General features: G+C 57.7%; 16 protein-coding genes and 1 other RNA gene. 6 read left to right on the top strand and 11 right to left on the bottom strand.

The features are described from left to right. The first annotated feature begins 52 nt into the window (after nucleotides 1-52). Together IEX36_RS04615 and IEX36_RS04610 are read left to right on the top strand one after the other, a co-directional pair. Nucleotides 53-1003, top strand: a complete 951-nt coding sequence (locus IEX36_RS04615) for a glycosyltransferase family 2 protein (RefSeq protein ID WP_188758119.1) — start codon at nucleotides 53-55, stop codon at nucleotides 1001-1003. 42 nt (nucleotides 1004-1045) lie between these two features. Continuing rightward, nucleotides 1046-2308 carry a glycosyltransferase family 4 protein gene (locus IEX36_RS04610; protein ID WP_188758118.1) on the top strand — a complete coding sequence of 421 codons (1263 nt, stop codon included), beginning with the start codon at nucleotides 1046-1048 and terminating at the stop codon, nucleotides 2306-2308. 62 nt (nucleotides 2309-2370) lie between these two features. Here IEX36_RS04610 and IEX36_RS04605 read toward each other — a convergent pair whose 3' ends face one another. Further along, the gene (locus IEX36_RS04605) at nucleotides 2371-3027 is read right to left on the bottom strand and encodes a DUF4082 domain-containing protein (RefSeq protein ID WP_188759820.1); all 657 of its coding nucleotides are present in this window, start codon (nucleotides 3025-3027) and stop codon (nucleotides 2371-2373) included. A 632-nt stretch (nucleotides 3028-3659) separates the two neighbouring features. Here IEX36_RS04605 and IEX36_RS04600 point away from each other — a divergent pair. Together IEX36_RS04600 and IEX36_RS04595 are read left to right on the top strand one after the other, a co-directional pair. Continuing rightward, complete coding sequence (locus IEX36_RS04600) at nucleotides 3660-8315, top strand: carboxypeptidase regulatory-like domain-containing protein (RefSeq protein WP_188758117.1); 4656 nt, start codon at nucleotides 3660-3662, stop codon at nucleotides 8313-8315. A gap of 51 nt (nucleotides 8316-8366) precedes the next feature. After that, nucleotides 8367-8963 carry a redoxin domain-containing protein gene (locus IEX36_RS04595; protein WP_188758116.1) on the top strand — a complete coding sequence of 199 codons (597 nt, stop codon included), beginning with the start codon at nucleotides 8367-8369 and terminating at the stop codon, nucleotides 8961-8963. A gap of 173 nt (nucleotides 8964-9136) precedes the next feature. On the opposite strand, the gene IEX36_RS04590 is transcribed toward IEX36_RS04595, so the two are convergent. The 6 genes from IEX36_RS04590 to pgm all read right to left on the bottom strand — a co-directional run bounded on the left by IEX36_RS04590 (nucleotide 9137) and on the right by pgm (nucleotide 14541). Continuing rightward, complete coding sequence (locus IEX36_RS04590) at nucleotides 9137-9556, bottom strand: hypothetical protein (protein ID WP_188758115.1); 420 nt, start codon at nucleotides 9554-9556, stop codon at nucleotides 9137-9139. 347 nt (nucleotides 9557-9903) lie between these two features. Further along, nucleotides 9904-10256: a transfer-messenger RNA gene (gene ssrA, locus IEX36_RS04585) on the bottom strand. A gap of 101 nt (nucleotides 10257-10357) precedes the next feature. Beyond that, on the bottom strand, nucleotides 10358-10777 hold the full coding sequence (locus IEX36_RS04580) for an EamA family transporter (protein WP_188758114.1): 420 nt from the start codon (nucleotides 10775-10777) through the stop codon (nucleotides 10358-10360). A gap of 83 nt (nucleotides 10778-10860) precedes the next feature. Beyond that, nucleotides 10861-11211 carry an HPF/RaiA family ribosome-associated protein gene (locus tag IEX36_RS04575; protein ID WP_188758113.1) on the bottom strand — a complete coding sequence of 117 codons (351 nt, stop codon included), beginning with the start codon at nucleotides 11209-11211 and terminating at the stop codon, nucleotides 10861-10863. Nucleotides 11212-11665: 454 nt separating this feature from the next. Further along, nucleotides 11666-12904, bottom strand: a complete 1239-nt coding sequence (locus IEX36_RS04570) for a hypothetical protein (protein WP_188758112.1) — start codon at nucleotides 12902-12904, stop codon at nucleotides 11666-11668. Next, a complete protein-coding gene (pgm, locus tag IEX36_RS04565) occupies nucleotides 12901-14541 on the bottom strand; it encodes a phosphoglucomutase (alpha-D-glucose-1,6-bisphosphate-dependent) (RefSeq protein ID WP_188758111.1) in 1641 nt (546 codons plus the stop codon). The genes IEX36_RS04570 and pgm overlap by 4 nt, the downstream gene beginning before the upstream one ends. A 239-nt stretch (nucleotides 14542-14780) precedes the next feature. Between pgm and IEX36_RS04560 the strand changes: the two genes are divergently transcribed. Beyond that, a complete protein-coding gene (locus IEX36_RS04560; RefSeq protein WP_188758110.1) occupies nucleotides 14781-17603 on the top strand; it encodes a DNRLRE domain-containing protein in 2823 nt (940 codons plus the stop codon). 99 nt (nucleotides 17604-17702) lie between these two features. Further along, complete coding sequence (locus tag IEX36_RS04555) at nucleotides 17703-19613, top strand: glycoside hydrolase family 88 protein (RefSeq protein WP_188758109.1); 1911 nt, start codon at nucleotides 17703-17705, stop codon at nucleotides 19611-19613. Between the two features lie 12 nt (nucleotides 19614-19625). Here IEX36_RS04555 and IEX36_RS04550 read toward each other — a convergent pair whose 3' ends face one another. The 4 genes from IEX36_RS04550 to IEX36_RS04535 form a co-directional block, all read right to left on the bottom strand. Next, a complete protein-coding gene (locus IEX36_RS04550) occupies nucleotides 19626-19946 on the bottom strand; it encodes an Hpt domain-containing protein (protein ID WP_188758108.1) in 321 nt (106 codons plus the stop codon). A gap of 29 nt (nucleotides 19947-19975) precedes the next feature. Next, nucleotides 19976-20386, bottom strand: coding sequence for a response regulator (locus IEX36_RS04545; RefSeq protein ID WP_188758107.1), 411 nt, complete (start codon nucleotides 20384-20386; stop codon nucleotides 19976-19978). Between the two features lie 60 nt (nucleotides 20387-20446). After that, nucleotides 20447-22141 carry an ATP-binding response regulator gene (locus tag IEX36_RS04540; protein ID WP_188758106.1) on the bottom strand — a complete coding sequence of 565 codons (1695 nt, stop codon included), beginning with the start codon at nucleotides 22139-22141 and terminating at the stop codon, nucleotides 20447-20449. 408 nt (nucleotides 22142-22549) lie between these two features. After that, entirely contained in the window at nucleotides 22550-23635 is a 1086-nt protein-coding gene (locus IEX36_RS04535) for a 1,9-bis(guanidino)-5-aza-nonane synthase (RefSeq protein WP_188758105.1), read from the bottom strand. Nucleotides 23636-23756 lie beyond the last annotated feature (121 nt).

Raw genomic sequence — 23756 nt, 5'->3', positions numbered from 1 at the left:
TCCGGAAGACGAGAAATGTGAAGAGCAATCAGGAAATTGCTCTGAGGTGAGTATGCAGGTTAGTGTAATTATTCCGACTTATAACCGGGCTGAGGTTCTCCGCAAGACGCTGATTGGTTATGCGGAGCAGACTGGAGACCACAACATGAGCGAGGTGCTCGTGGTCGATGATGGCTCAAGAGACCACACAGCGGATGTGGTTCGTGAGTGTGCTCATCTGTTCTCCTTTCCGCTGCGCTATTTCCATCAGCAGAACAGCGGTCTAGCTGCGGCGCGCAACCACGCGATCCGCGAAGCAGCCGGCGACCTGATCCTTTTTGGAGACGACGATATCATTCCTGGCCCGCGACTCGCGGAGGAACATGCCCGGTGGCATAAAAAATTCCCCGAGGAACATATTGGAATCCTAGGCTTCGTTCCGTGGTTGCCCAGTGTGCGTCCCACACCGTTTATGAAGTGGTCAGGACTCTATGGGCCTCAATTCAACTTCGGCTATTTCAAACCTGGCATGGAGCTCGACTTCAGGCATGGCTACTTCTGCAATACCAGTGTGAAGGCTGCGTTTCTTGCCCGGCATGGTGTCTTCAGCGAGGCGTTTCGCACCTACGGATACGAAGACGTAGAACTCAGCTATCGGCTCAAGAAACAAGGCTATCGTCTCCTCTACAATCCGGATGCCGTTGGGTATCACAATAAATACGAGACGCTGGAGAACACTATTCAGCGTGTCGAAGCGCTTTACCGCTCATGGCCGGAGTTTGGAAGGACTGAAGCAGGACAGCACTTTCTGGAATTGTGGCGAGGGCAGCGCACAAGGCCACCCAGTGCTGCCAAGTCTGCAATGAAGACTCTCCTACGCCCGCTCAAAACTGCTGCCATTCCAATTCTAAGGCCGCTCGTGAACACGCACATTCCTTTGCCTCACTGGATGTATGACCAGATCCTCTACCACTATGTCACTCCATTTTCCTCTGTTGTTGCGGCCTCAGAGCATGCCTGTTGAGCATCCGTCCAGTTCTATGCTGGTACAAATCAGCCGGCGACCATGTACAAGCAGAAAGATAATACTGGTTCGTGTGCAATTGCCCGAGCCGGAGGTGACGAGTCGATGAGAATCTGCATGGTGGCATACACATTTTATGAGACCGACAACCGCGTGCGGCGCTACGCTGAAACCCTTGTTCGCCGTGGTGACGAGGTGGATGCCATCGTGCTGCGCCGTGAGGAGCAATCTTCTTTCGACATAATCAAGGGCGTTAATGTTTATCGTATTCAGCGTCGCGTCATCGACGAGGGAGGCCCATTCAGCTATCTCGTCAAACTGCTTCTGTTCTTCGTCCGCTCGATGTGGCTACTGACGCTGCGCCACGCAAAGCGCCCCTACGATCTCATCCATGTACACTCCGTGCCGGATTTTCAGGTCTTCTCGACACTTTTCCCCCGGTTGATGGGTGCCAAGGTGATTCTTGACATCCACGACATCGTGCCCGAGCTGTACGCAAGCAAGTTCAGGATCAGCGAGCGTTCGCTCCCGTTTCGGATGCTAGTGCTCATGGAGAAGCTATCGGTTGTCTATTCCAATCACATGATCGTAGCCAATCATCTCTGGATGGAGCGGTTGGGTTGCCGTTCGGGGCACCCGGAGAAGTGCACCACGATCCTCAACTATCCCGACCCGGTTATCTTCCGGTCACAGCCGTCGAAGCCTCGACAGGACGGTGAGTTTGTCATGTGTTATCCCGGCACGCTGAGTTGGCACCAGGGCGTCGATCTCATCATCGATGCTATGGCGCGGCTTGGAGACAAGGCCCCCAACCTGCGACTGATTATCTTCGGCGATGGTGCAGAGCGTGAGCGACTCACGGCCATGGTGAAGGATTACGGACTTGGGGACAGAGTTTCGATCGGCGGCGGTATACCGATTGAACAGGTGGCAAGCACGATGGCGAGCGTCGATCTCGGTATCGAGCCCAAGCGCAAACGCTCGTTTGGCAATGAAGCGCTTAGTACAAAGATCCTCGAATTTATGGCGGTTGGCGTTCCGGTACTTGCCTCCAACACGCGGATCAACCGCATGTACTTTGAGGATGGCCTGATTGGCTTCTTTGAGTCCGAGGATATCGACGATCTGGCGGCGGGAATACTTCGGCTGATCGAACAGCCTGCTTGCGCTTCCGCAATGAGGGAGCGTGGACTGAAATTCATTGAAGAAAATAATTGGAATATTAAGAAGCACGAGTACCTGGACCTAGTGGACGGCCTCGTGTACGGTACGGTTGAAGAGCGGGTGGAAGTCGAGACACAATAAAACCCGCCAATGGTCCACGAGTGAGAACCTTGGTCTTGTGCTCGCGCGCCTCCACCTCATGCTCAGCGTTTCAGACGGCGTAAGCCCGTGGCAGCGAGTCCGCAGATGCCACTGACGACGAGACAGATTGATGATGGTTCCGGCACAGGCGTAAATGTGAAGTTCGGGCCAAAGTCTCCCGGATCGTTGCCCGCATAACTTCCGGTCGCAAATACCGGAATGGAGGGCGGATCGCCATAGTTACCATAGCTCGCAATTCCGAACGTTACACCCGGAGCGGAAGTGAATCCTTCGGCGTCTGTAAAGTAATATTCGCCGGCAAAAAACTGCGAGACAATCTGGTATTCGGTGTTCGCGGCCAGCGTCACAGGGGTACTCAACGCGGTATACGTAAAGTAAGTGTCGATGGCGCTTCCGTATGGTGTCGTCACTGTCGCCAGTGCTCCAGGAACCATCTGCTGGGTGGCCACATCGAAGATCGCAATGGTATGGGTTCCTTGATACACATCATTGATGTATCCCAGCGAGTCCACAACGATCGGATTGTTCCCGACGGTGAACGTATAACCCAGTTCGGCGGTTCCTGGGTCGTCATCGCGGAACACGGCCGATGTGAAACTGAACGCCTGAATGCCATCGGCAAAAGAGGGAACGGCAGGCAGAGCAACAGCGAGAAATGCTGCTGCTAAGAACAGGTGGGATCCCAAGGAACGCTTCATGTTTATCTCCAACGAAACTCCGGGCCTAAGTTATACCCAAACCTTGTAGTTGCTATCGTCTTGCAGATGCAACAATGGGAGCAATTGTGTGACCATCTACTGCTACTTCGCACTGCTGAATAATCTATAGCTTCCGAAAGCCACAACCGCACAAGATTGCAATTCCTTGCGCAGGGAAGTGGTAATTCTTTCGACTCTGAAATGTAGCAGCTCGCCCGGATTCAGAAAGTGTGGCAGCCCCGCATCTAGTGGAAATTTGCTATTCCTGTGGCATTCGACATGCTGCAATTACCGCTGCAACTCGCTTGCTCAACTGCATCAGCGACAGCGTATTACCAGGAGGATGCAACTCATCTATTGATGATGGCTCCTCTGATTTCGCAATGAGGAACAGGCGTGCCAATGCCATAGCAGATATTTTCGTTGCTCGTGTCTGCGTGCAGGTACGAGAACGAGTAGTAACAAAGGGCCAGCTTTTGACCTCCCCAGAATGCGTATTTTGAAGCTCTGACTGAAACGTGAGGGGGAGAACTATGTTCGCATGTGTAACGTCAATCGCGTATCAATCGCAATCTTGCAGGCCTCAGATTATATGTAGCGCGAGTGGATGCCGACACAGACATTTGCTAGATGTGTCAAGCCGCAGGATCGTTGTGTGGCTGGTGTACATGATGCTGGCATTGCTTGCAGCCGCGTCTGCGCATGGAGCGATTGCTACCGATGTCACTGTGTCGCAGGACCACGCGACTGCGAGCACGACAATCACTAGCCCAGCGTTTTCCACTGGAACAGGAAACGAGCTATTGCTTGCCTTCGTGTCTACGGATTATCTGAGCGGCAAAAATACAACGGTGACGGGCATCTCCGGCGGCGGATTGACCTGGGTTCTGGTGCGAAGGACCAACGGGCAGAGCGGAACTTCTGAGATATGGCGCGCCTTTGCGACTTCCTCTCTCAGCAATGCGACGGTGACGGCGACCTTGTCGCAAAGTGTCATGGCATCAATGACAGTGATGAGTTTTGCAGGGGTGAATACGTCCGGAACGAACGGATCGGGCGCGATTGGGGCGACAGCTGGCGCAAGTGCATCCCGAGGGGCACCGACCGCCTCGCTTGTGACCACGGTCGGCGGATCGTGGGTGATTGGCGTAGGTAATGACTTTGACAATGCTATCGGGCGAACTGTGGGCTCGGGGCAGGAATTGATTCACCAGTACCTGTCGCCGGCTGGTGATACGTATTGGGTGCAGATGCGAACGACGCCGGTGGACACGGCAGGCACAAAGGCGACGATCAACGACACTGCTCCGACCGGCGACAGGTACAACCTGAGCATTTGCGAAATACTGCCTGCGGCAACTGGCGCTACAACGTGGGATCTTTCCGGAGCCATCACCCCGGTTGCGGGTGGAAGCGGTGCTACCGTGACGTTGAGCGGAGCGGCCAATGCAACGACGGTAGCCGATGCCAACGGGAACTACTCATTTGCCAGTCTTGCCAATGGATCCTATACCGTTACGCCGAGCGCGACCGGTTACACGTTCACCCCGGCGAGCCAAGCGGTCACGATCAATGGAGCGAACCAGACGAGTGTGAATTTTACTGCGCAGGCAGTCGTGGTAAGCGGCATCCAGCTTATCCAGTCCAACGCGAACGGAAACGAGGCGACGGCGGCATCTATATCCACGACGTTTACGGCCAATAACGTGGCAGGAGATTTTCTGCTGGTGCAAGGCACGATTGCGCGACCGGCGGGCTCGTTGGCTGTTTCAGACACGCTGGGCAATACCTACATTCCAGTTGCCACTCCAGCGACTGATCCCAACCAAGGCGTGACCTCGTATATGTGGTATGTACCCCTTTGCAAGGGTGGAGCGAATACAGTGACGTTGACCCCGGCAGTTGCTGGGGCACTAGAGATACATGTTTCTGAGTGGACGGGATTGTCCGCAACCTACCCCGTCGATGTGTCGACGTCCGCTGCAGGTACGAGCGCGAACGTGTCGAGCGGAGCAGTGACGACGACAACTGCCGGAGAGCTGATTTATGGCTACGGGTTCGTGTTCAACACCGCGACCGCGGGCTCAGGATTTACTCCGATGACTCTGGTGAACGGTGATCTGGACGAGTACGAGATTCAGGCATCGACAGGCAGCATAGCAGCAACGTTTACGCAGGTCAGCGGGACGTGGTTTGCTACGGTGGCCACCTTCAGGCCGAGCAGCGCGACTGTTCGGACAATCGCCGGCAGTGTCAGTCCATCGGCGTCCGGAGGTGGAGTTACAGTGGCATTGACCGGAACGGTAAGCGCGACTGTGACTACGGACGCGAATGGGAACTACTCGTTTGCCGGACTGCCGAATGGCACCTACACGGTGACGCCGAGTCTTAGTGGTTCCATCTTCAGCCCGGTGAGCCAGGCGGTCACGGTCAATGGGGCAGACCAGACTGGGGTGAACTTTACGGTACAGACGACCGGCTCCACGTGGAGTGTCTCGGGTAGTATCACTCCCGCGACCGGCGGCGGTGGGACGACCGTAACCCTGACCGGAGTATCGAGTGGCAGCGTAACTTCCGATGCTGGTGGAAATTATTCATTCTCTGGACTCGCCAATGGTTCCTACACCATTACGCCCAGCAAGACTGGGTACACTTTCAATCCGGTGAGTCAGAATGTGACGGTTAACGGAGCGAATCAGACAAGCGTGAACTTTACAGCCTTGGGAAATGGTCCGACGTGGAGCATTTCGGGCACGATCAGTCCCTCCTCTGGGGGGAGTGGTGCGACACTTGCGCTGAGTGGGCCATCGAGCGCAAGCACAGTCGCGGATGCTGGGGGCAACTATTCATTCAGCGGGCTGGCGAACGGCCTGTATACCGTGGCTCCAGCGAAGAACGGCTATACGTTCGATCCAGCAAGCCAGGCGGTAAGCATCGGAGGGGCAAACGCGACCGGCATTAACTTCACTGCTGTGGCACCGTCGAATTCGATCAGTCTGGATGTCGACAAGTCGCAGGATGAATCGAGTCCGATCACGACGGTAACGAGCCCAGCGTTCTCCACGGCAGCGAGCAATGAGCTGCTGCTGGCGTTTGTGTCGACCGACTATCTAAAAGGAGCGAACACCACAGTAACGGGTGTCACAGGAGGAGGGCTGACCTGGGAACTGGTCGAACGAACGAACGGGCAGAGCGGAGATGCGGAGGTCTGGCGCGCCTTTGCAACTTCTACGGTCAGCAATGCAACGGTGACGGCAACGTTGTCGCAAGGTGTCGTCTCGTCAATCACGGTGATGAGCTTTTCCGGGGTGGATACGAGCGGGACAAACGGATCGGGCGCAATCGGAGCAGTGGCAGGGAATAGCGCGTCTTCAGGAGCACCAACGGCGTCGCTGGTGACCACGGGGAATAATTCGTGGGTACTGGGAGTCGGAAACGACTTTGATAATGCGATCGCTCGCACAGTAGGTTCGGGCCAGAGCCTAGTACATCAATACCTGACACCCACCGGCGATACGTATTGGGTACAGATGTTGAGCAATCCGGTCGCTGCCGGCGGGACAACAGCTACGATCAACGATACAGCGCCTACAAAGGACCGCTTCAACCTGAGTATCGTTGAGGTGCTTGCAGGCGGAGGCGGTACGAACACGACGCCGCCGACTGTGTCGATGACCTCTCCGGCGTCGGGCGCGCTGGTGTCGGGACCGGTCACCGTATCTGCTATGGCGTCGGACCCGATTGCCGTCAGTGGTGTGCAATTCTTGCTGGACGGATCACCACTTGGGACTCAGGTCACGACACCTCCGTATTCGATGACGTGGGATTCGACAACCGTAGCGGATGGGCCGCACACGCTCGCGGCGATCGCGACCGACAACTCAGGGCTCTCAACAACATCATCCTCGGTTCCCATCACGGTCAACAACTCCGCCAATGCCGCGATTGTCGGAAGCTGGTCGTCCCCAATCGCTACGCCTGCAGTAGCAGTGAACCTGATCTTGCTCCAGAACAACCGTGTGCTGTTCTATCCGAATGGATCGGACGCGACGGTCTGGGACTATGTGGCCAACACGTTTACTAACGTTCCCGTCTCCGTGGATCTTTTCTGCTCCGGTGCAGCCATGATGTCTGACGGTCGAGTCTTTGTCGCCGGCGGCTATGGAGAGAGCAGCACGACGATTGGCATCAAGAGCGCCGAGATTTTCGATCCGTCGAGTTTAACCTGGACGACATTGCCGAACATGCAGTACCGGCGCTGGTACCCGAACGTGACGGCCTTGCCCGACGGCCGGATGCTGGTGGTGGCAGGCTGGCAGACGAGCGCGAACACCAACGCGGGGATTTCGGAGATCTACGATCCCTCGAGCAACGCGTGGACCTCGCTGACCAATGCGAACAATCCATTCGAGACCTATCCCTTCCTCTATGTCATGCCGGACGGCAGGGTCATCCACATCGGCGGTTCGGAGTATGCGACCGATACCGATATTCTGGACCTAACAACAACAAGTTGGTCGGTGATTGACTCAAACATCGTGGATGGCAGCAGCGCAACCATGTATCTTCCAGGCAAGTTCATGAAGGCAGGTAGTGCGGCCGACAGCCAGAACGTCGGACCATCGTCCAATACGACATTCGTGCTGGACACGACGCAGCCTTCGCCTGCGTGGCGTCAAACGGCTTCGATGGCCTATCCGCGGAGCTTCATGAATCTGACCATGTTGCCCGATGGCACTACGCTCGCGACCGGCGGTGAGACGGACAAGAATGGGGGAAACATTGCGAATGCAGTTTATGCGGCGGAACTGTGGTCTCCCTCGACTCAGACCTGGTCGACGATGGCCTCCATGCATACCCCCAGGGAGTATCATGGTACAGCGCTGCTGCTTCCCGATGGCCGCGTGCTGGAGTCAGGGATGGGCGACGATTTTGGCAATGTCCCGGACGAGGACAGCGCCGAGTTCTACTCGCCTCCATATTTGTTCAAGGGAGCGCGACCAACCATCACGCAGGCACCAAGTCAGATTCAATTAGGCACGACCTTCTTTGTGGCTACACCCGACGCGGCGTCGATTGCGAGCGTCGCACTGATAAGGACAGGAGCGGTAACGCATTTCTTTGATCAGAATGAGCGTTATTTGCCCTTGAGTTTTACTCAAACGAGCGGCGGATTAACGGTGACGGCACCGGTCAATACAAATCTTGCGCCTCCGGGTTACTACATGCTCTTCATCGTCAACAACTCCGGAGTGCCATCGATTGCACCGTTTGTGCAGGTTCCGTAGCTCAGGGACCCGCGTGACTGCACGCGCAAGATCAACCCGAGGATGATCCCTATGAAGAAGTTCCTACTGGCTGCCATTCTTTTAGTAACATCAGTTCCCACGATATGTCAGGAGTCGCAGTCTTACCATCTGGGCGGACAGGTCATGGGATTCACCGTGCTCAATATGAAGGGACATGCGGTGAACTACCGGAATTTTAAGGGGAAGGTGACTGTGGTGATGTTTTTCTCAACCCGGTGTCCGCTTTCCAATGCTTTTAACTTCCGCAGAAATATGCTTTATCGGGAATACAAAGACAGAGTGCAGTTTATTGTTGTGGACTCCAACGGGAACGAATCTCTGGCAGAGGTGAAGCAGTATGCCAAAGATGTGGGCTTTGCCTTTCCGGTCTATGTCGACCAGAAGAATGCTGTGTCTGACCGGTTTGGAGTGCTTGCCACCACGGACAACTTTCTCCTGGACGCCTCTGGTGTGATGCGTTACCACGGCTACATTGAGGACGCACCTAACCCGGCACGCACGACAAAGCAAGGCCTTAAACTCGCGATTGATGAGGTGCTGGCTGGGAAGGCGGTAACCATGCCCGAGACAATGGCGCGAGGATGCTCTGTTCGAAGAGCCAAACTCAAAATCCATTACATAAAATGAAATCAATAATATAGATATGGTGGAGGCGGCGGGAGTCGGATTATTGCAGTGTACTGAAAACAAATAACTTATTGTGTTTTCAACGCCGCGAGAAACGCACGAAACGCCCGAAACGCGCTTTTGAAGTACGTGTGAAGTACACGGATGTGAGGGCTACGCGCGGCCATTGATTGTCAGGTGCGAATAGGTATCCGCAGCGGGATCAAACAAGGCTTGCCAGAAGCAGTTCCTCCATCCATCACAATCACAAGCTGCGTGCGCCAATAGTTTGGAGGGTCACAAAAGGCATTGACGTAAAGCAGCTTCCTTCCCCCCTGGCGCATCGGCAGGTATTGCCTGAAATATCCTTCTGGATGATCGATATGAATCGACGTGTTTTCTGCCTTCAGATTGGCAATTTGCGAGATGCTAGCCTCGGCCCGATCAATATCGACCTTCATTGGATTCCACGTGCCTTGCGTGGTAACCAAGCCCCCAGGAATCTTCGTCTGAAGGACAACGAATTTCGCTTCTTGCTGTGCGCTGGCGCCAAAAATGCCAGTGCTAAGAACAAACAGACTGAGGGACCACATAAGGCGCGTTGCGACTGCCATGTCCTCACCGTGGGGATAACGTTGCTTGCAATTCTATGCCGATATGCTTTAGTTAGGGCATGACCCAGAAGGAGTTGGAAGAGAAAATAGCCAAACTCGAAAAGGAAGTCGAGACATTAAAGAATCGGCAACCGCTTGTCATTCCCACAATATCTTGTCCCTTACAGCACTATCCACAGAATCCTTGGCCGCCATATCCAGGCTACCCGACGATTCTCTGCTATAAGGCGGAAAACATAGTCTTTTAATCGATTCGTTTTCAATAACATGCATCGAGGCTAGGTACGCTACAAGTACACGCGCCATTTCGATGTCCGCTAAGTATAGCGGACACAATAATTTAGAGTTGGTGGAGGCGGCGGGAGTCGAACCCGCGTCCGAAAGAGCTTACAACAGAGAGCATTCATGCTTTTTCCGGTTCGTTTGGTCTCGTCGGCGACGCTTAGAACGGACGAAGATGCGGCGCTGACCAGCCTGATTGATCTTGCCGGACCCGCTCAGACGGTGCAGGGACGGCCAGCCTACTGTGCGACGGACGGTACGGGCCCATAGGCGAAGCCCGAGCGTCCGGCTACTTAGTTAATTAAGCAGCGAGTGCGAATTGAGGTTCGGCACTTATGGTTTTGTGAGCGATTACGGGTGTCCACACCCCGACATGCCTCTCTGCCACAAGCAATCCCGTCGAAGCCGTGACGCCCCCATTCGGAGCTGGCACCAACATTGCATTGGGCGCTACCAAAGAACTGTTGCCATTATAGATGTTTCCATCGTGTGCTGGATTCATCATGGTTTCTATCTGGTTTATGCGAAGACGAGCATGATGGCGCCGACGGCGATGAGGGAAATTGCTCCGAGTTTCATCAGCGACATGCCTTCGCCGAGGAAGGCCCAGGCGCCGAGGACGACGAGCACGATGCTGAGTTTGTCGATGGGCGCGACGCTCGATACTGGGCCGAGCTTCAAGGCGCGGAAGTAGCAGAGCCACGATAGGCCGGTGCAGATGCCAGAGAGTGTCAGAAAGATCCAGCCTCGGCGGCCGATCTGCGCGATGGCGTGGTGCTTTTCGAGCGCGATGGCAATCGCCCAGGTGACGACGACCACGACCGACGTGCGAATGGCCGTGGCGAGATTGGAGTCAATGCCTTCGACGCCGACTTTAGCCAGCAGCGCCGTGCCGGCGGCGAAGGTAGCGGAGAGTAGCGCCCAGAATACCCAGGTCATGCGCTGAGGATACCTGAATTGACGGGCATGACGAGAACACCCCAGCCCTTGCGGCGCTGGGGTGTTCGGTTTGCTATGGGAGATTACAAAGCTTCGGAGTAGGCAGGTTCCGGGGCGTTGAAGCGGCGGTCGGCGAGGCGTCCGAAGGTGGCTTCGAGCTGACGTTTCATCTTTTCAGCTGCTCCGGTGACGCACTGTTGTGTGTTGGACGCTGTGCCGGTGACGACGAGGGGTTGCAGCCCTCGGGGGCGGGCTTCGAGCGTACAGCGTTTTCCTCGGGCGTGTTTGGTGCGGGTTTCGCCGCTCAGATGGACTTCAACCCGGGTGAGCTGGGTGTCGAATCTGTGGAGTGTGCGGTTCAGTTCGGTTTCGACGAAGTTGGAGAGTTTGGAGTGGAGAGTCACGTTTTTGCCAGGGTTGATCTGAATCTGCATGAATCCATTTCTCCTTCGAGCAGAGGGTGAGCTCTGTTCGTTTCCCATTAGACGCTGCCCTGGGCGGTAGGGAAGTCTGCCGCACGAGGCCTCGTGTGGATGGCAATAGTAGCACCGGAGAAGGTGGAAATGCGCGGACGAAAGTTGCAGATGAGGTTCGCCGGGGTAAGGGAAGATTGTGGGGTACCCCCCTCCCCATACTTAAGTACTAAAGTATTCGAAACAAATGGGATAAGTACGAACGTTTTGCGCACGTTGGATGCCATTTGCTTGTTAAGTTGAAAAGCCCGGCGCGATGCCGGGCTTTTCTTTCTCCTGATTTAAGGTTATCAGCGGTGTCAAGGGATGGGTGTGGAAATCCTTTCCTGCAGCCATGGACAAGACGCAGAGACTCCCTGCGGGAATGACAAACAATGGAAACGACCTCTGCGGGGGGAATAGCTATGGCTGGCCGTCAGTGTTTGGGCATCAGATTGATGCCGGTGCAGGTTGGGTCGGCCTTTGGAGTGACAGCGAGCATGGTGAAAGAGCCGGGGTTTTGCCTGATTTGCGCGTAGAGGGGCGGGATGCTGTTGCTCTTTGAGTCTGTCAGATCGATTTCTATCTGGAAGTGGTTTGGGGCGGAGGTGCAGGAGCGGACAGCGCCGAAGGTTACGCCTGGAATGTCGTCGCCGTCTTTGTGGAGCGAATAATCGAATCTGTTGTGCGTGTTTTGCAGGTTCTGGCCTGGCGTGGCGGACCAGCCTGCAACTGTGCTCCAGGGTTCCTCAAGCCATTGGTTCACGAAGTCTCTCGCGTTAAGTGCGACAGGAAGGAGTATGAACTTTCCTGTGTTGGTGCTGTAGCGCAGGATGCCCGGTTGAAAGATGAGGTCTGAGTCCCTGCTGGCAACGTGAACACGCAGTTCAAGACCATTGGCTGTGCGGCTGAATCTCGTGTCGAACGTTCGGATGTAACCGTCTGCCGCGTGATCGAGATGTAGTTGGGAAGAGGTCGCCGTCGCAGGTTGGAGCAGATCGAGATCAAAGTCACTGTAGCCCGAAGTACACCATGGATGCCCGTGCACGACTGCAACCAGTGGCTGCACCTCTGTGGGGCCGGGAACTGCGTCGTAGAAGAAGATGTCTCCGAAGGCGTCGGAGGGTTTGGTGTATTTGTCGCTGTACCAGTGGAGACGCTGGCGCCATTGGCCATCTTCTTGGGTGTAAAGGAAGAGGAGATTGTCGTCGCCGCATTCGATGCCGAAGTTGAGAACGACGAAGAGTGAGTTGGGAAATGCTTTTGCCGGGATTATCTGGATTTGCAGATTTGCGCCGTAGATTCCATCAACCGCATTGCCGTTGTTATTGCGTTTGGATTGGTCGGTATGGAGGAATGCAGAGAGCTTTTGCTGGAGCGATGCGGGGTTTGAGTCATCACCTGCTTCACAGCGGAAGAAAGCCTGTGTTGCGACATCGAGGGTCTTGCGGAGCATTACAACATCGCGGCTGACGTCTGGAGGCGCGTCGAGTTCGGCGTCGTCGCCCGTGAATTTGTGCGCGAGGAGCTTGTACTGAAGCGCGAGCGGGAGCAGTGCTGCTCGTGATGCGTCGCCAGGAGCGCACGTAGATTGCGCGTGTGAAAGCGTGACCCCGAACAGCAGAATAACGGCTGTGGCGAGTTGTTTGTGCCAGCGGGTCGTTGTCTGTTTCATGCGATGGCGGCGGAGACGACGGCTTTGGCTTCGTTCTGGATTTGCTTGAGGTGGTCGGGGCCTTTGAAGCTTTCGGCGTAGATCTTGTAGACGTCTTCGGTCCCTGATGGGCGGGCGGCGAACCAGCCGTTTTCGGTGGCGACCTTCAGGCCGCCGATAGGAGCGTGGTTGCCGGGGGCTTCGGTGAGGATGGCGGTGATGGGTTCTCCGGCGAGCTGTTTGGCTGTAACTTGCGCGGGTGAGAGTTTAGCCAGCTTGGCTTTCTGCTCTTTGGTCGCGGCTGCGTCGATGCGCTGGTAGACGGGGTTGCCATACTTTTCGGTGAGAGCTTTGTAGTGTTCGCCGGGGTCGCGGCCGGTGCGGGCGGTCATCTCAGCGGCGAGCAGGCCGGGGATGAGGCCGTCTTTGTCGGTGGTCCAGACCTGGCCGTTGCGGCGCAGGAAGGTGCAGCCGGCAGACTCTTCGCCGACGAAGCCGAGTGAGCCGTCGATGAGTCCGTCGACGAACCACTTGAAGCCGACGGGGACTTCGAGCATGGGGCGGTTGAGGCCTTTGGCTACGCGGTCGATGATTGACGAGGAGACGAGCGTTTTGCCGATGCCTACGCTGGCGGCCCAGCCGGGACGGTTGGTGAAGAGGTATTGAATGCAGACGGCGAGGTAGTGGTTGGGGTTGAGCAGGCCGGTGGTGCGGGTGACGATGCCGTGGCGGTCGTGGTCGGTGTCGGCGGCGAAGGCTACGTCGTACTTCTGCTTGTTGGCGATCATCGACGCCATCGCGTAGGGGCTGGAGCAGTCCATGCGGACGCGGCCATCCCAGTCGCAGGTCATGAAGCGGAAGGTGGGATCGACGTTGCGGTTGAGGATGTCGAGCGCGAGATTGTATTGCTCGGCGATGCGCGGCCAGTAGTGGACGCCTGCTCCGCCGAGCGGATCGACGGCGAGCCTGAGTGTGGTGCCGGCGAGAACGTCGAAGTCGATGACGCTGGAGAGGTCGTTGACGTAGGCGGTGATGTAGTCGTGGCGGTGGGTCGTTTCGGCAGCGAGCGCGCGGGCGTAGGTGGTGCGCCTGACCTCTTCGAGTTTGCCGTGGAGCAGGGTGTTGGCGCGGTTTTCAATCCAGCGCGTGGCGTTGGTGTCGGCTGGACCGCCGTTGGGTGGGTTGTATTTGAAGCCGCCGTCTTCGGGAGGATTGTGCGATGGGGTGATGACGATGCCGTCGGCCTGATGCTCGCGGTGTGAGCGGTTGTAGGTGAGGATGGCGTGCGAGAGCGCGGGTGTGGGGGTGTAGGCGAGCTCGGCGTCGACGAAGGTCTCGATGTGATTGGCGGCGAGGACTTCGAGCGCGGTGGTGAAGGCGGGTTCGGAGAGCGCGTGCGTGTCCTGCGCGAGGAAGAGTGGGCCGGTGATGTCGTGCTGGCGGCGGTAGTCGCAGATGGCCTGGGTGATGGCGGCGATGTGGTCTTCGTTGAACGAGGACGCGAAGGCGTTGCCACGGTGGCCGGAGGTGCCGAAGGCGACACGCTGCGCGGGGACGTTGGGATCGGGATGCAGTGCGTAGAAGGCCGTGATGAGCCGCGGGATGTTGACGAGGTTTTCGGGAAGAGGTGGCTGGCCGGGCTGATTGGTTGTGCTCATGCGGACTGGTCCTTTTGCGGTGCTCGCTTTCAGAACTATATGGGATGCAGGCTTGGATGTGGAATGCATGGGCCGGTTTTGCCTTGGGCGATGCGAGTCGGAATGAAAAAGATGCTTGTGTTTTCCGAGGGCTTGTCCTAAAACGGGAATGCCTCCAGTTTTTTAGGGGAAATGTTGAGTCTGCTGGTCCCGAGTCTTTCGTGACAGTGGACGTGCACTGTTGAGATGGGATCGTCTGCATGGGGCTGGTTCGGGGACGTGTTGCGCTTTGGGCCGTAGCGGTGTGGCTGTGTGCCGCTTTGCCGGCGGTCGCGGTGGAGGCGACGCTGGTGGCCGACGCGCATGTGAACAGCGCGCAGCCCCAGGTGAATAGCGGGGCAATCTCCAATTTGAATGTGGGCGGCGGGTATACCGCGCTGGTGCAGTTTGATCTTTCGACTCTGCCTGCGGGGACGACTGCGGCGCAGATATCGAAGGCGGTGTTGCGACTCTACTGCAACCGCGTGGATACGGCTGGAACGGTGAGTATCGCGCCGGTGAATGGGGCTTGGGGCGAGTACAGCGTGACCTATGCTTCATTGCCTGCGCTGGGGAGTGCGGCGACGACGGCGCAGGTGTCGCAGGCAGGCCAGTATGTGACGGTCGACGTGACCGCGTTGGTGCAGGGATGGGTAACGTCTCCGGCGACGAACAATGGCGTGGCGTTGACGGCGGCAACGGCGGCGGTAGAGTTCGACAGCAAGGAGAATGATCTGACCGGCCATGCGGCGGAGCTGGATGTGACGCTGGCTTCGACTGGTGCGACTGGGCCAGCCGGGCCGCAAGGACTCCAGGGAGTGGCTGGCGCGGTTGGGCCACAAGGGCCGCAAGGAATCGAAGGGCCTGCGGGACCTGCTGGGGCACAGGGATTGCAGGGGGTTGCTGGGCCGCAGGGGCTGCAAGGGCCTCCGGGACCGAGCGGGGGCGCGGTGACGGGGCTGAACTATCGCGGGACCTATAACTCGACCGCTACGTATGCGGTGAATGACTTTGTGAACTATGACGGGTCGAGCTATATCTCGGTGATTGCCGGGAACCAGGGCAATGTTCCAAGTTCGACTTCTTTATCGTGGGCGCTGCTGGCGCAGGGCGGTACGGGGCTGATTGGCCCGCAGGGGCCGGTGGGGCCGCAGGGACTACAGGGATTGACTGGAGCGCAGGGGCCGGTCGGTGCTCAGGGGCCATCTGGCGCTGCGGGTGTGAATGGTTCGCCGGGATTGGTGTATCGAGGGGCGTACTCTTCGTCGACCAATTACTCGCTGGGCGATGTGGTGTTCTGGCAGGGGGCCAGCTACGCTTCGCTGATTGCGGGGAATCTGGGGAACACACCGTCGTCGAGTCCGGCGGACTGGGGTGTGCTGACTGCGCAGGGGCCTGCTGGTCCGCAGGGGATTCAGGGTGTGGCCGGGCCGGTGGGAGCGCAAGGGCTTCAGGGGGCGACGGGGCCTGTTGGTGCAACTGGACCGCAGGGGGCGCAAGGTATTCCCGGGCAGGCTGGAGCACAGGGGTTGACGGGATCAACGGGTGCCCAGGGATTGCAGGGGCCGATGGGGCCAGAGGGACCGGCCGGGCCGGCGGGCATGACGTTTCGCGGGACGTATGCTTCGACGACAAACTATGCGCTGGCGGATGGCGTGATCTACAACGGCTCGGGTTATGTGTCGTTGGTGGATGGCAATCATGGGAACACTCCGGACCAGAGCCCCGCGGACTGGGCGTTGTTTGCTTCGGGCGGGATTGGGCCGCAAGGGCCTGCTGGGCCACAGGGTCTGCAAGGATTGCAGGGGCCAGCGGGGCCGCAGGGAGCTACGGGTGCAACGGGAGCGACGGGACCGATGGGGCCTCAAGGGCCCGCTGTGGCGAATTACACGGGCAACTATTCGGCGGCGACGAACTATGGCTTGCATGATGCGGTGAGTTACGACGGCTCGACGTACATCTCGCTGGTCGCGGGAAATGTGGGGAATACGCCTTCGTCGAGCCCGACGCAGTGGGCGGTGCTTGCGGCGCAGGGGCCGGCTGGGCCAGCGGGTGCTACGGGTGCGACTGGTCTTCAGGGGCCTGCTGGGACTGCTGGTGCGCCGGGCGCTACGGGACCTGCCGGGCCTCCGATGAGCTTTATGGGTGAGTGGCTTTCGGGGACTTCGTATGCGGTGGGTAGTGCGGTGAGTTATGGAGGATCGAGCTATATTGCAACCGCTGCGAATGTGGGGCGAGAGCCGGATGTGAGTCCTGCCTACTGGGCGGTGCTTTCGCAGGCTGGTATACCGGGCGCGGCTGGCGCTACGGGTGCTGTAGGTCCACAAGGGCCTGCGGGCGCTGCGGGGGTGAACTTTCGCGGAGCGTGGAGTTCGGCGACCGGTTATCTGGCGAACGATGCGGTGACGTTTGGCGGCTCGACGTATCTTGCATTGACGGGGAGCCTGGCTTCGGAGCCGGATACTTCTCCGGCGCAGTGGGCGATGCTTGCTGCGAAGGGCGTTGCGGGGCCAACCGGACCTGCCGGAGCTGCGGCGACGGTGAGTATTGGCACGGTGACGACTGGTGCGGCGGGAACGCAGGCTTCGGTGACGAACAGTGGTACGGCGAATGCGGCGGTGCTGAACTTCACGATCCCGCAGGGTGCGACTGGTGCGAATGGCAGCGGCGGTGGCGGTGAGACGAGCGGGATTCCATTTTCTTCGATGTACCACGCGGTCTCATTTGCGACGAGCTACTATTCGGTGAACAACTCGAATGCGAGCGCGACTGAAGGCCAATCGGTGCTGACGTGGGTGCCTGCTGGCTGCACGGCTACTTCGCTTGCGGTTTATTCGACGCAGGGCAACACTATTACGGTAACGATGCGGCAGGGAGCTCCGGGTAGCATGGCGGATACTGCGCTGGCCTGCACGGCATCTTCCAACGCGAGTTGTACGGTTTCGGGGAGTATTGCGGTGGCTGCCGGGAGCTTTGTGGATCTGAGCATCAGTGGTGCGAATGGGACAGCGGCTGGGGTGTGGACGGCATTGTCCTGCAACTGAACTGCTAGTGAAGGGAAAAGAAGGGTTGGCCGCATCTGCATTCGAGCAGGTATGCTGTTTGTGTTTGAAGATCGAATTTTATTGGTGAGGTTGGGAAGAATGCGGTTGATTGCGGCTCTTGTGGTGGTGGGATGCGTGATGGCGCAGGTTGGCGTGGCGCAGGAGTCGCCTTCGCGGCAGATGGCACAGACAGTGATCAAGGAGTGGCCGGCGGGGATGATCTCGACCCTGGGGCACCCGGGCAAGTGGGGCTATGAAGAAGGTGTGCTGCTGGATGGCATGGCCGCGGAGTGGCATACGACGGCTGATGGCGCGGACTTTCACTACATCAAGGCCGCGGTGGACAAGTATGTCAATGACGATGGAACTCTGACTGGATATAAGCCCGGCGCGCATACGCTCGATGAGATTGAGATGGGACGCGCGATTCTGCTGGTCTATCGCGTGACGCATCAGCCGAAGTATTACAAGGCTGCGAAGTTTTTGAATGACCAGCTTGCCGAGCAGCCGAGGACGGCGAGCGGCGGGTACTGGCACAAGCAGATCTATCCGAACCAGATGTGGCTGGACGGCGCATACATGGCTGAGCCGTTTCGCGCAGCGTATGCAGCTACGTTTCAACAGCCGGATGACTTTACCGATATTGCGAAGCAGTTGCTGCTGATGGACAAGCACATGCGCGATCCGAAGACGGGGTTGCTGCGGCATGGATGGGACGAGTCGCGGAAGATGCCGTGGGCCGATCCGAAGACGGGGCTCTCGCCTGAGGTGTGGGGCCGCGCGATGGGGTGGTACGAGATGGCCTTGGTGGATGTGCTGGACTGGATGCCAGAGAATCAGCCGGAGCGCGCTGAAGTGATTCGCGCGTTGCAGCGCACTGTGGCTGCGGTCGTAAAAGCGCAGGACAAGGATTCGGGTCTGTGGTGGCAGGTGATGGATCAGCCGGGCCGCAAGGGGAACTACTTTGAGGCTTCGGCGAGCTGCATGTTTGTTTACGCGCTGGCGAAGGGCGTGAGGATGGGCTACCTTCCACAGGCGTATGAGGAGAATGCGCGGCGTGGGTGGGAGGGGATTCAGAAGAAATTTATCGCGACAGGGCCTGATGGGTCGATGGTGCTGAATGGGACGGTGTCGGTGGGTGGGCTGGGCGGCAAACCGTATCGTTCGGGGACGTATGACTACTACCTGAGCGAGAAGGTTGTTGCTAATGACGCGAAGGGTGTTGGTGCGTTTTTGAAGGCGGGGTCGGAGATGGAGCAGGCTTCGACGGAGGCGCTGGGGCAGGGCAAGACCGTGATGGTCGATGCGTGGTTCAACTCGCAGACGCGCAAGAACGCTGCCGGGCAGACGGAGCTTTATCACTACAAGTGGAATGACGATACGAATGATGGCTTTGCGTTTTTAGGGCGCGTGTTTCAGCGGTATGGAGCGCGGTTGGCTACGGAGAAGGCTGCGCCGACTCTCGTGGATTTGAAGCGAGCTCAGATCTATGTGATTGCGTCGCCCGATATTCCGGTGAAGAATCCGCACCCGCACTACATGGACAAGGCCAGCGCGCGCGCGATTGCAGCGTGGGTCAGGGGCGGCGGAGTGCTGCTGATGCTGGAGAACGATCCGGCTAATGCCGACATCGAGCACTTCAACACGTTGAGCGATATCTTCGGTATCCATTACAACGCTGTGCTGGCGAACCATGTGGTGGGCGCTGATTATCCGGCCGGGAGCGTGGCGATTCCGGAAGGAACGGGTGTCTTCGCGCATTCGCACCTGGGATACATGAAGGACACGTGCACGATTACAACATCGCGCGGCGCGAAGGCTGTCGTCACGAAGGACAGCAATGTGATGATTGCCGAGGCGAAGTATGGCAAGGGGACGGTGCTGGCGGTAGTGGACCCGTGGGTCTACAACGAGTATGTGGACCATAGGAACCATCTGCCGGTGCAATACGACAACTTTGCCAGCGCGATTGATATGGCTGGATGGGCCGTGAAGCAGGCAGAGAAGTAGGGAATCGAGGAATTAAAGGCCCGGGAGGGTTTGGCGGAGCTGCTTTGCAAGTTCGGTGAGAGTGAGGAGCGTTTCGGACGTAGGGGTTTTGAGCGCGTGTTCCATTTTGCTCGCTACTTCTGATCCTTTTGGATAGCCAAACATGCCGAGGTTGCCGGCGAGCTTGTGGGCGATGGACTGAGCCTCTGCGCGCGTTGCTTCTGTTAGTTTGCCTGAGGCGGCTTCGGCAGCGGCGCGATCGAGCATGTCGAGACGGTCACGCAGGCTGGGCAGGTTCTTGCGCCAGAGTTCTGCGATGAGATGGTCGACTTTCGCTTCGGTCTTCTGATCCATGATGAGTTCCAGGATGAGCTCCAGCGCGCTCAGGTGGAGGGAATCGCCGGCGGAGGGTCGGACGTGCCCTCTTTCCATCCAAGAATATCGGAGATTTGTTGCGCCAGGGTGAGCGGGTCAAATGGCTTGAAGAGAATTCCATTGACGCCAAGATTGGCGAAGCGTCGCTGGTCTGCGCCCTGGACCTTCGCCGTGAGAAGCAGCACAGGGATGTGGGCGATGGTAGGGTTTTGCTGCATCAGCCGGAAGGTCGTGGGGCCGTCCACCTCAGGCATCATCACGTCCATCAGGATGGCGTCGGGGCGCTCGGCTGCGGCAACTTCAATGCCCTTTGTGCCGCAGTTTGCAGTGAGGATTTGCCAGCCCGCGGTGGCTTCGAGTGAAAGGGCTGCGACCTCGCGGATATCGTCTTCGTCGTCGATGATTAAAACGCGTCTCATGAGCGAAGTTATTCTCTCATGAGACGCGAGTTAGATGGGAGTCAGGTTGTTGATTTTCCGCTAAGCGGCTGGTCCGGCGGCGGCCAGATCAGCGTATTTTGTGCGGATGTGGTGCACCATCGAGAGGACCAAATCTTCTACCTCTTTGGGCTGCACCTTGGCTTTGGTGAGAAACTCAGTGGGGCCGAGACGCAGTTTGTTCATCTCGGGATCGGAGATCTCTCGGCCGGAATAGACGACCAGCGGCAGAGTGGCCAATGGTGGCTGCTGGCGGAGCCATTCAACCAGCGAGAAGCCATCTCCGTCGGGAAGTGTGAGGTCGAGGATGAGCAGGTCAGGGCGACGCGTGATGCACTGGCGGATGGCCTGTTGGCGGGTCGAAACGTGATCAATGTGGACGGCCGCGTTTTCAAAGCTGGCAATGACGACGCTGGCCAGGTCGTGGTCGTCTTCGACGAGCAGAACATAAGCCGGACCTTCGCCGTGATGGAGCACACGGCCCAGCTCGGCGAAGAGCATGTTTTCGTTGAAGGGTTTCTGCACCCAACCCTGCGCATCTCCGGTGAGCTGCGGACGGAGAGTGGAAGACAGCACGCTGAGAACAACGACGGGGATATTGGCCGTGACAGGATTATTGCGGAGGCGCTGGAGTGTCTCCCACCCGCTGAGGCCGGGCATGTAGAGATCGAGAAGAATCGCTTCCACCTTGTTTTCAGCCGCAAGCACGAGGCACTGTTCACCGGAGTTAGCTTCTATGACGCTATAGCCCTGGCGTGTAAGATTTTCTCCTACTACCGTGCGGATTCCAGGATCGTCGTCGCAGACGAGGATGGCGCCTTCGCCGCGTGGTGGCTGTACCGGAACGGCAACGTCGGTAGAACGTGTGGTGCGGGGGAGCATGACGTAAAACGTCGTGCCGATGCCAAGGTTGCGCTGTGCCCAGATCGAACCCGAGTGTTGCTGTGCGATGCTGCGGCAGATGGCGAGACCAAGACCCGTGCCACCTTTCTGGCGAGCGTCAGAGGGTTCGACCTGTTGGAAGCGGTCGAAGATGCTATCGAGCTTTTCTGCCGGAATGCCACGTCCCTCGTCGACGACTTTAAGCAAGATCGAATCTGCCGTCGCATCAGTGTGAACCCGGACGGTCGAAGCTGGAGGTGAAAACTTAATGGCATTTGAGAGCAGGTTCGTGATGACCTGCAGGATGCGATCAGGGTCGCCGTCGAAGAAAAGCGATTCGGGCGAAGTGACTGTAGGCGAGGAGACCAGTTCGAGGTGGACCGTGTTGGAGTCTGCCATCGCCGTCATGGTTTCTATCGCTTGTTGCGCCAATTCGCTCAGCGAGCAGCGGCGGATCTGTAAGGGCGCACGGCCTGATTCCATGCGCTCGAGATCGAGAATGTCGTTGATGAGGCGGATGAGCCGATCAGTGTTGGTTACGGCGATACGGAGCAGGTTTTGCGCCTTAGCGTCCACGTCTCCGATGACGCCGGAGGAGAGAAGGCCGAGCGCGCCGCGAATACTGGTCAGCGGGGTACGGAGCTCGTGCGAGACCGTTGAGATGAACTCATCCTTGAGATTGTCGAGCTGCGAGCGCTCGTTCAGTTTGAGGTTGTTCTGATGTTGTTGCTCACGTGCCTGGGTGAGCTGATCGGCAAGATCGCGAACCGTGCGTTGAGCACGCAGGAATGCGAACAAAAGAACGCCGCAGGTGGCGAGAAGCGAAAGAAATCCAAGGAGGGAGAAAATATGCATGAGCCAGCCGGGGTAACTTACATCGGTAACTGCTGTATTGAATAATGGTAATCTATCTTGATTCCTGCCTGGGCAGTATTTCAACGAATCGTGCGCAAAAAGTGTGGTTTAGGGGCTGGCGTAGGACAGATGGGAGGCATCCAGGAAAGGACGGCTGAGGGAGCCTGAGCTGAACCGATCGTGCTGGCTGAGGATTGGCATCTTTAGAGTCGTCCTTCCAAGGGGGTTGCAACTGATATTCAACTTCAGAGTGAGGATGCCAGAAGATTTGCAAAAACGGCAATAACACCTCAGGGGGTTATCCACGATGCAAACAGTTTCGGTGACGAATGTGGGACGAAGTTGCAGAAAAGCAAAGCCCTGGCTTGTGGCCAGGGCCTGTTTGAGGGGCTCTCTTGTTCTCAGAAACTAAACTTCAACCGTTTCCTGCACTTTATCTAGTATCTGTGACCACTGTTTGCCTTTGCGGGATGACGCTGACTGCTTGTGATAGGCATATCCGGCGATGATTGGCAAGGCCAGGGTGGCTTCGGAGTAGACCATCTGTTCGTAGGTCAGGTCTACCTTGCCCCAACTGCTGGCTTCCTTGAGGGTAGAGCCGGAGAGAGCGCCGTCGCGGGCGTCGGCCACGGTGATCTGGATGGCGTACTTGTGCATGGAAGCATCGACGCCGAGGACATCGGCCGCAACGACGATGTCCTGAGCGAAGTTTTTGGGGACGCCGCCGCCGATCATCAGAAGGCCGGTGGTGGGGTTGGCAAGCTTGAGCTGCGTCAGTTCGTAGAAGTCCTTGGCCGAGTCGATCGAGACCATCGGCTTGCCCTGGCGCTCGTGCTGGTGTGCGACGAAGCCAAAGCCGGCGGAGCAGTCCGAGAAGGCCGGGCAGAAGATGGGGACGTTCTTTTCGTAAGCGGCGAGGACGATGGAGTCGCGGCCACCTGTCTTCGATCCAGCCTGGGGGGTCTTGCCGTTCTTGACGAGCCAGGCTCCCATCTCTCGGATGAACTCGCGCGAGCTGTAGGGTCGCGGCTGGAGCGAGTTAGTGATCTGGTGGAGGGTCTCGTCGCAGATGCGGAGCTCTTCCTCGTCGATAAAGGTGTCGTAGATCCGGTCGATCATCAGCTCACGGAGCTCTGCGTCGCCCGCGCCGTACTTGTACTCGTCGCCGGCGATGTAGTGGTTGAAGCTGAGGGCTTCGAAGAAATCCTGGTCGACGATGTTGGCGCCGGTGGAGACGATGGCGTCCACCATATTGCTGCGGACGAGGGTGACGATGAGCTTCTGCAGGCCGGCGGAGATGAGCGAGCCAGCGAGGCAGAGGATGACGCCGCAGTCGGTGTCGCGGAGCATCATGTCGTAGATGTTGGCGGCGCGGGCGGTGTCGCGCGCGGAATAGGCCATATGCTGCATGGCTTCGACCAAGGGGACGACGTTGTGCTGAGCCAGATCGAGGTGCTGAATAGGACGGTTGAGGAGCTCTTTTTTGGTTGCCATGACAAGTGTAAGGATAGCAATTCTGCACCATGCGGTGCGCTATACCACGTGTGAAAATCCGCAGCGATTTAGCATTGCCTTAGAACGCAGGAAGGGGCTTTGATCGAGCGTCAGTTACTTT

The organism is Edaphobacter acidisoli, from assembly GCF_014642855.1.
GTDB lineage: Bacteria > Acidobacteriota > Terriglobia > Terriglobales > Acidobacteriaceae > Edaphobacter > Edaphobacter acidisoli.
Note: the sequence above shows the minus strand (reverse complement) of the source record. Positions and strands in the feature narration are given on the sequence as shown.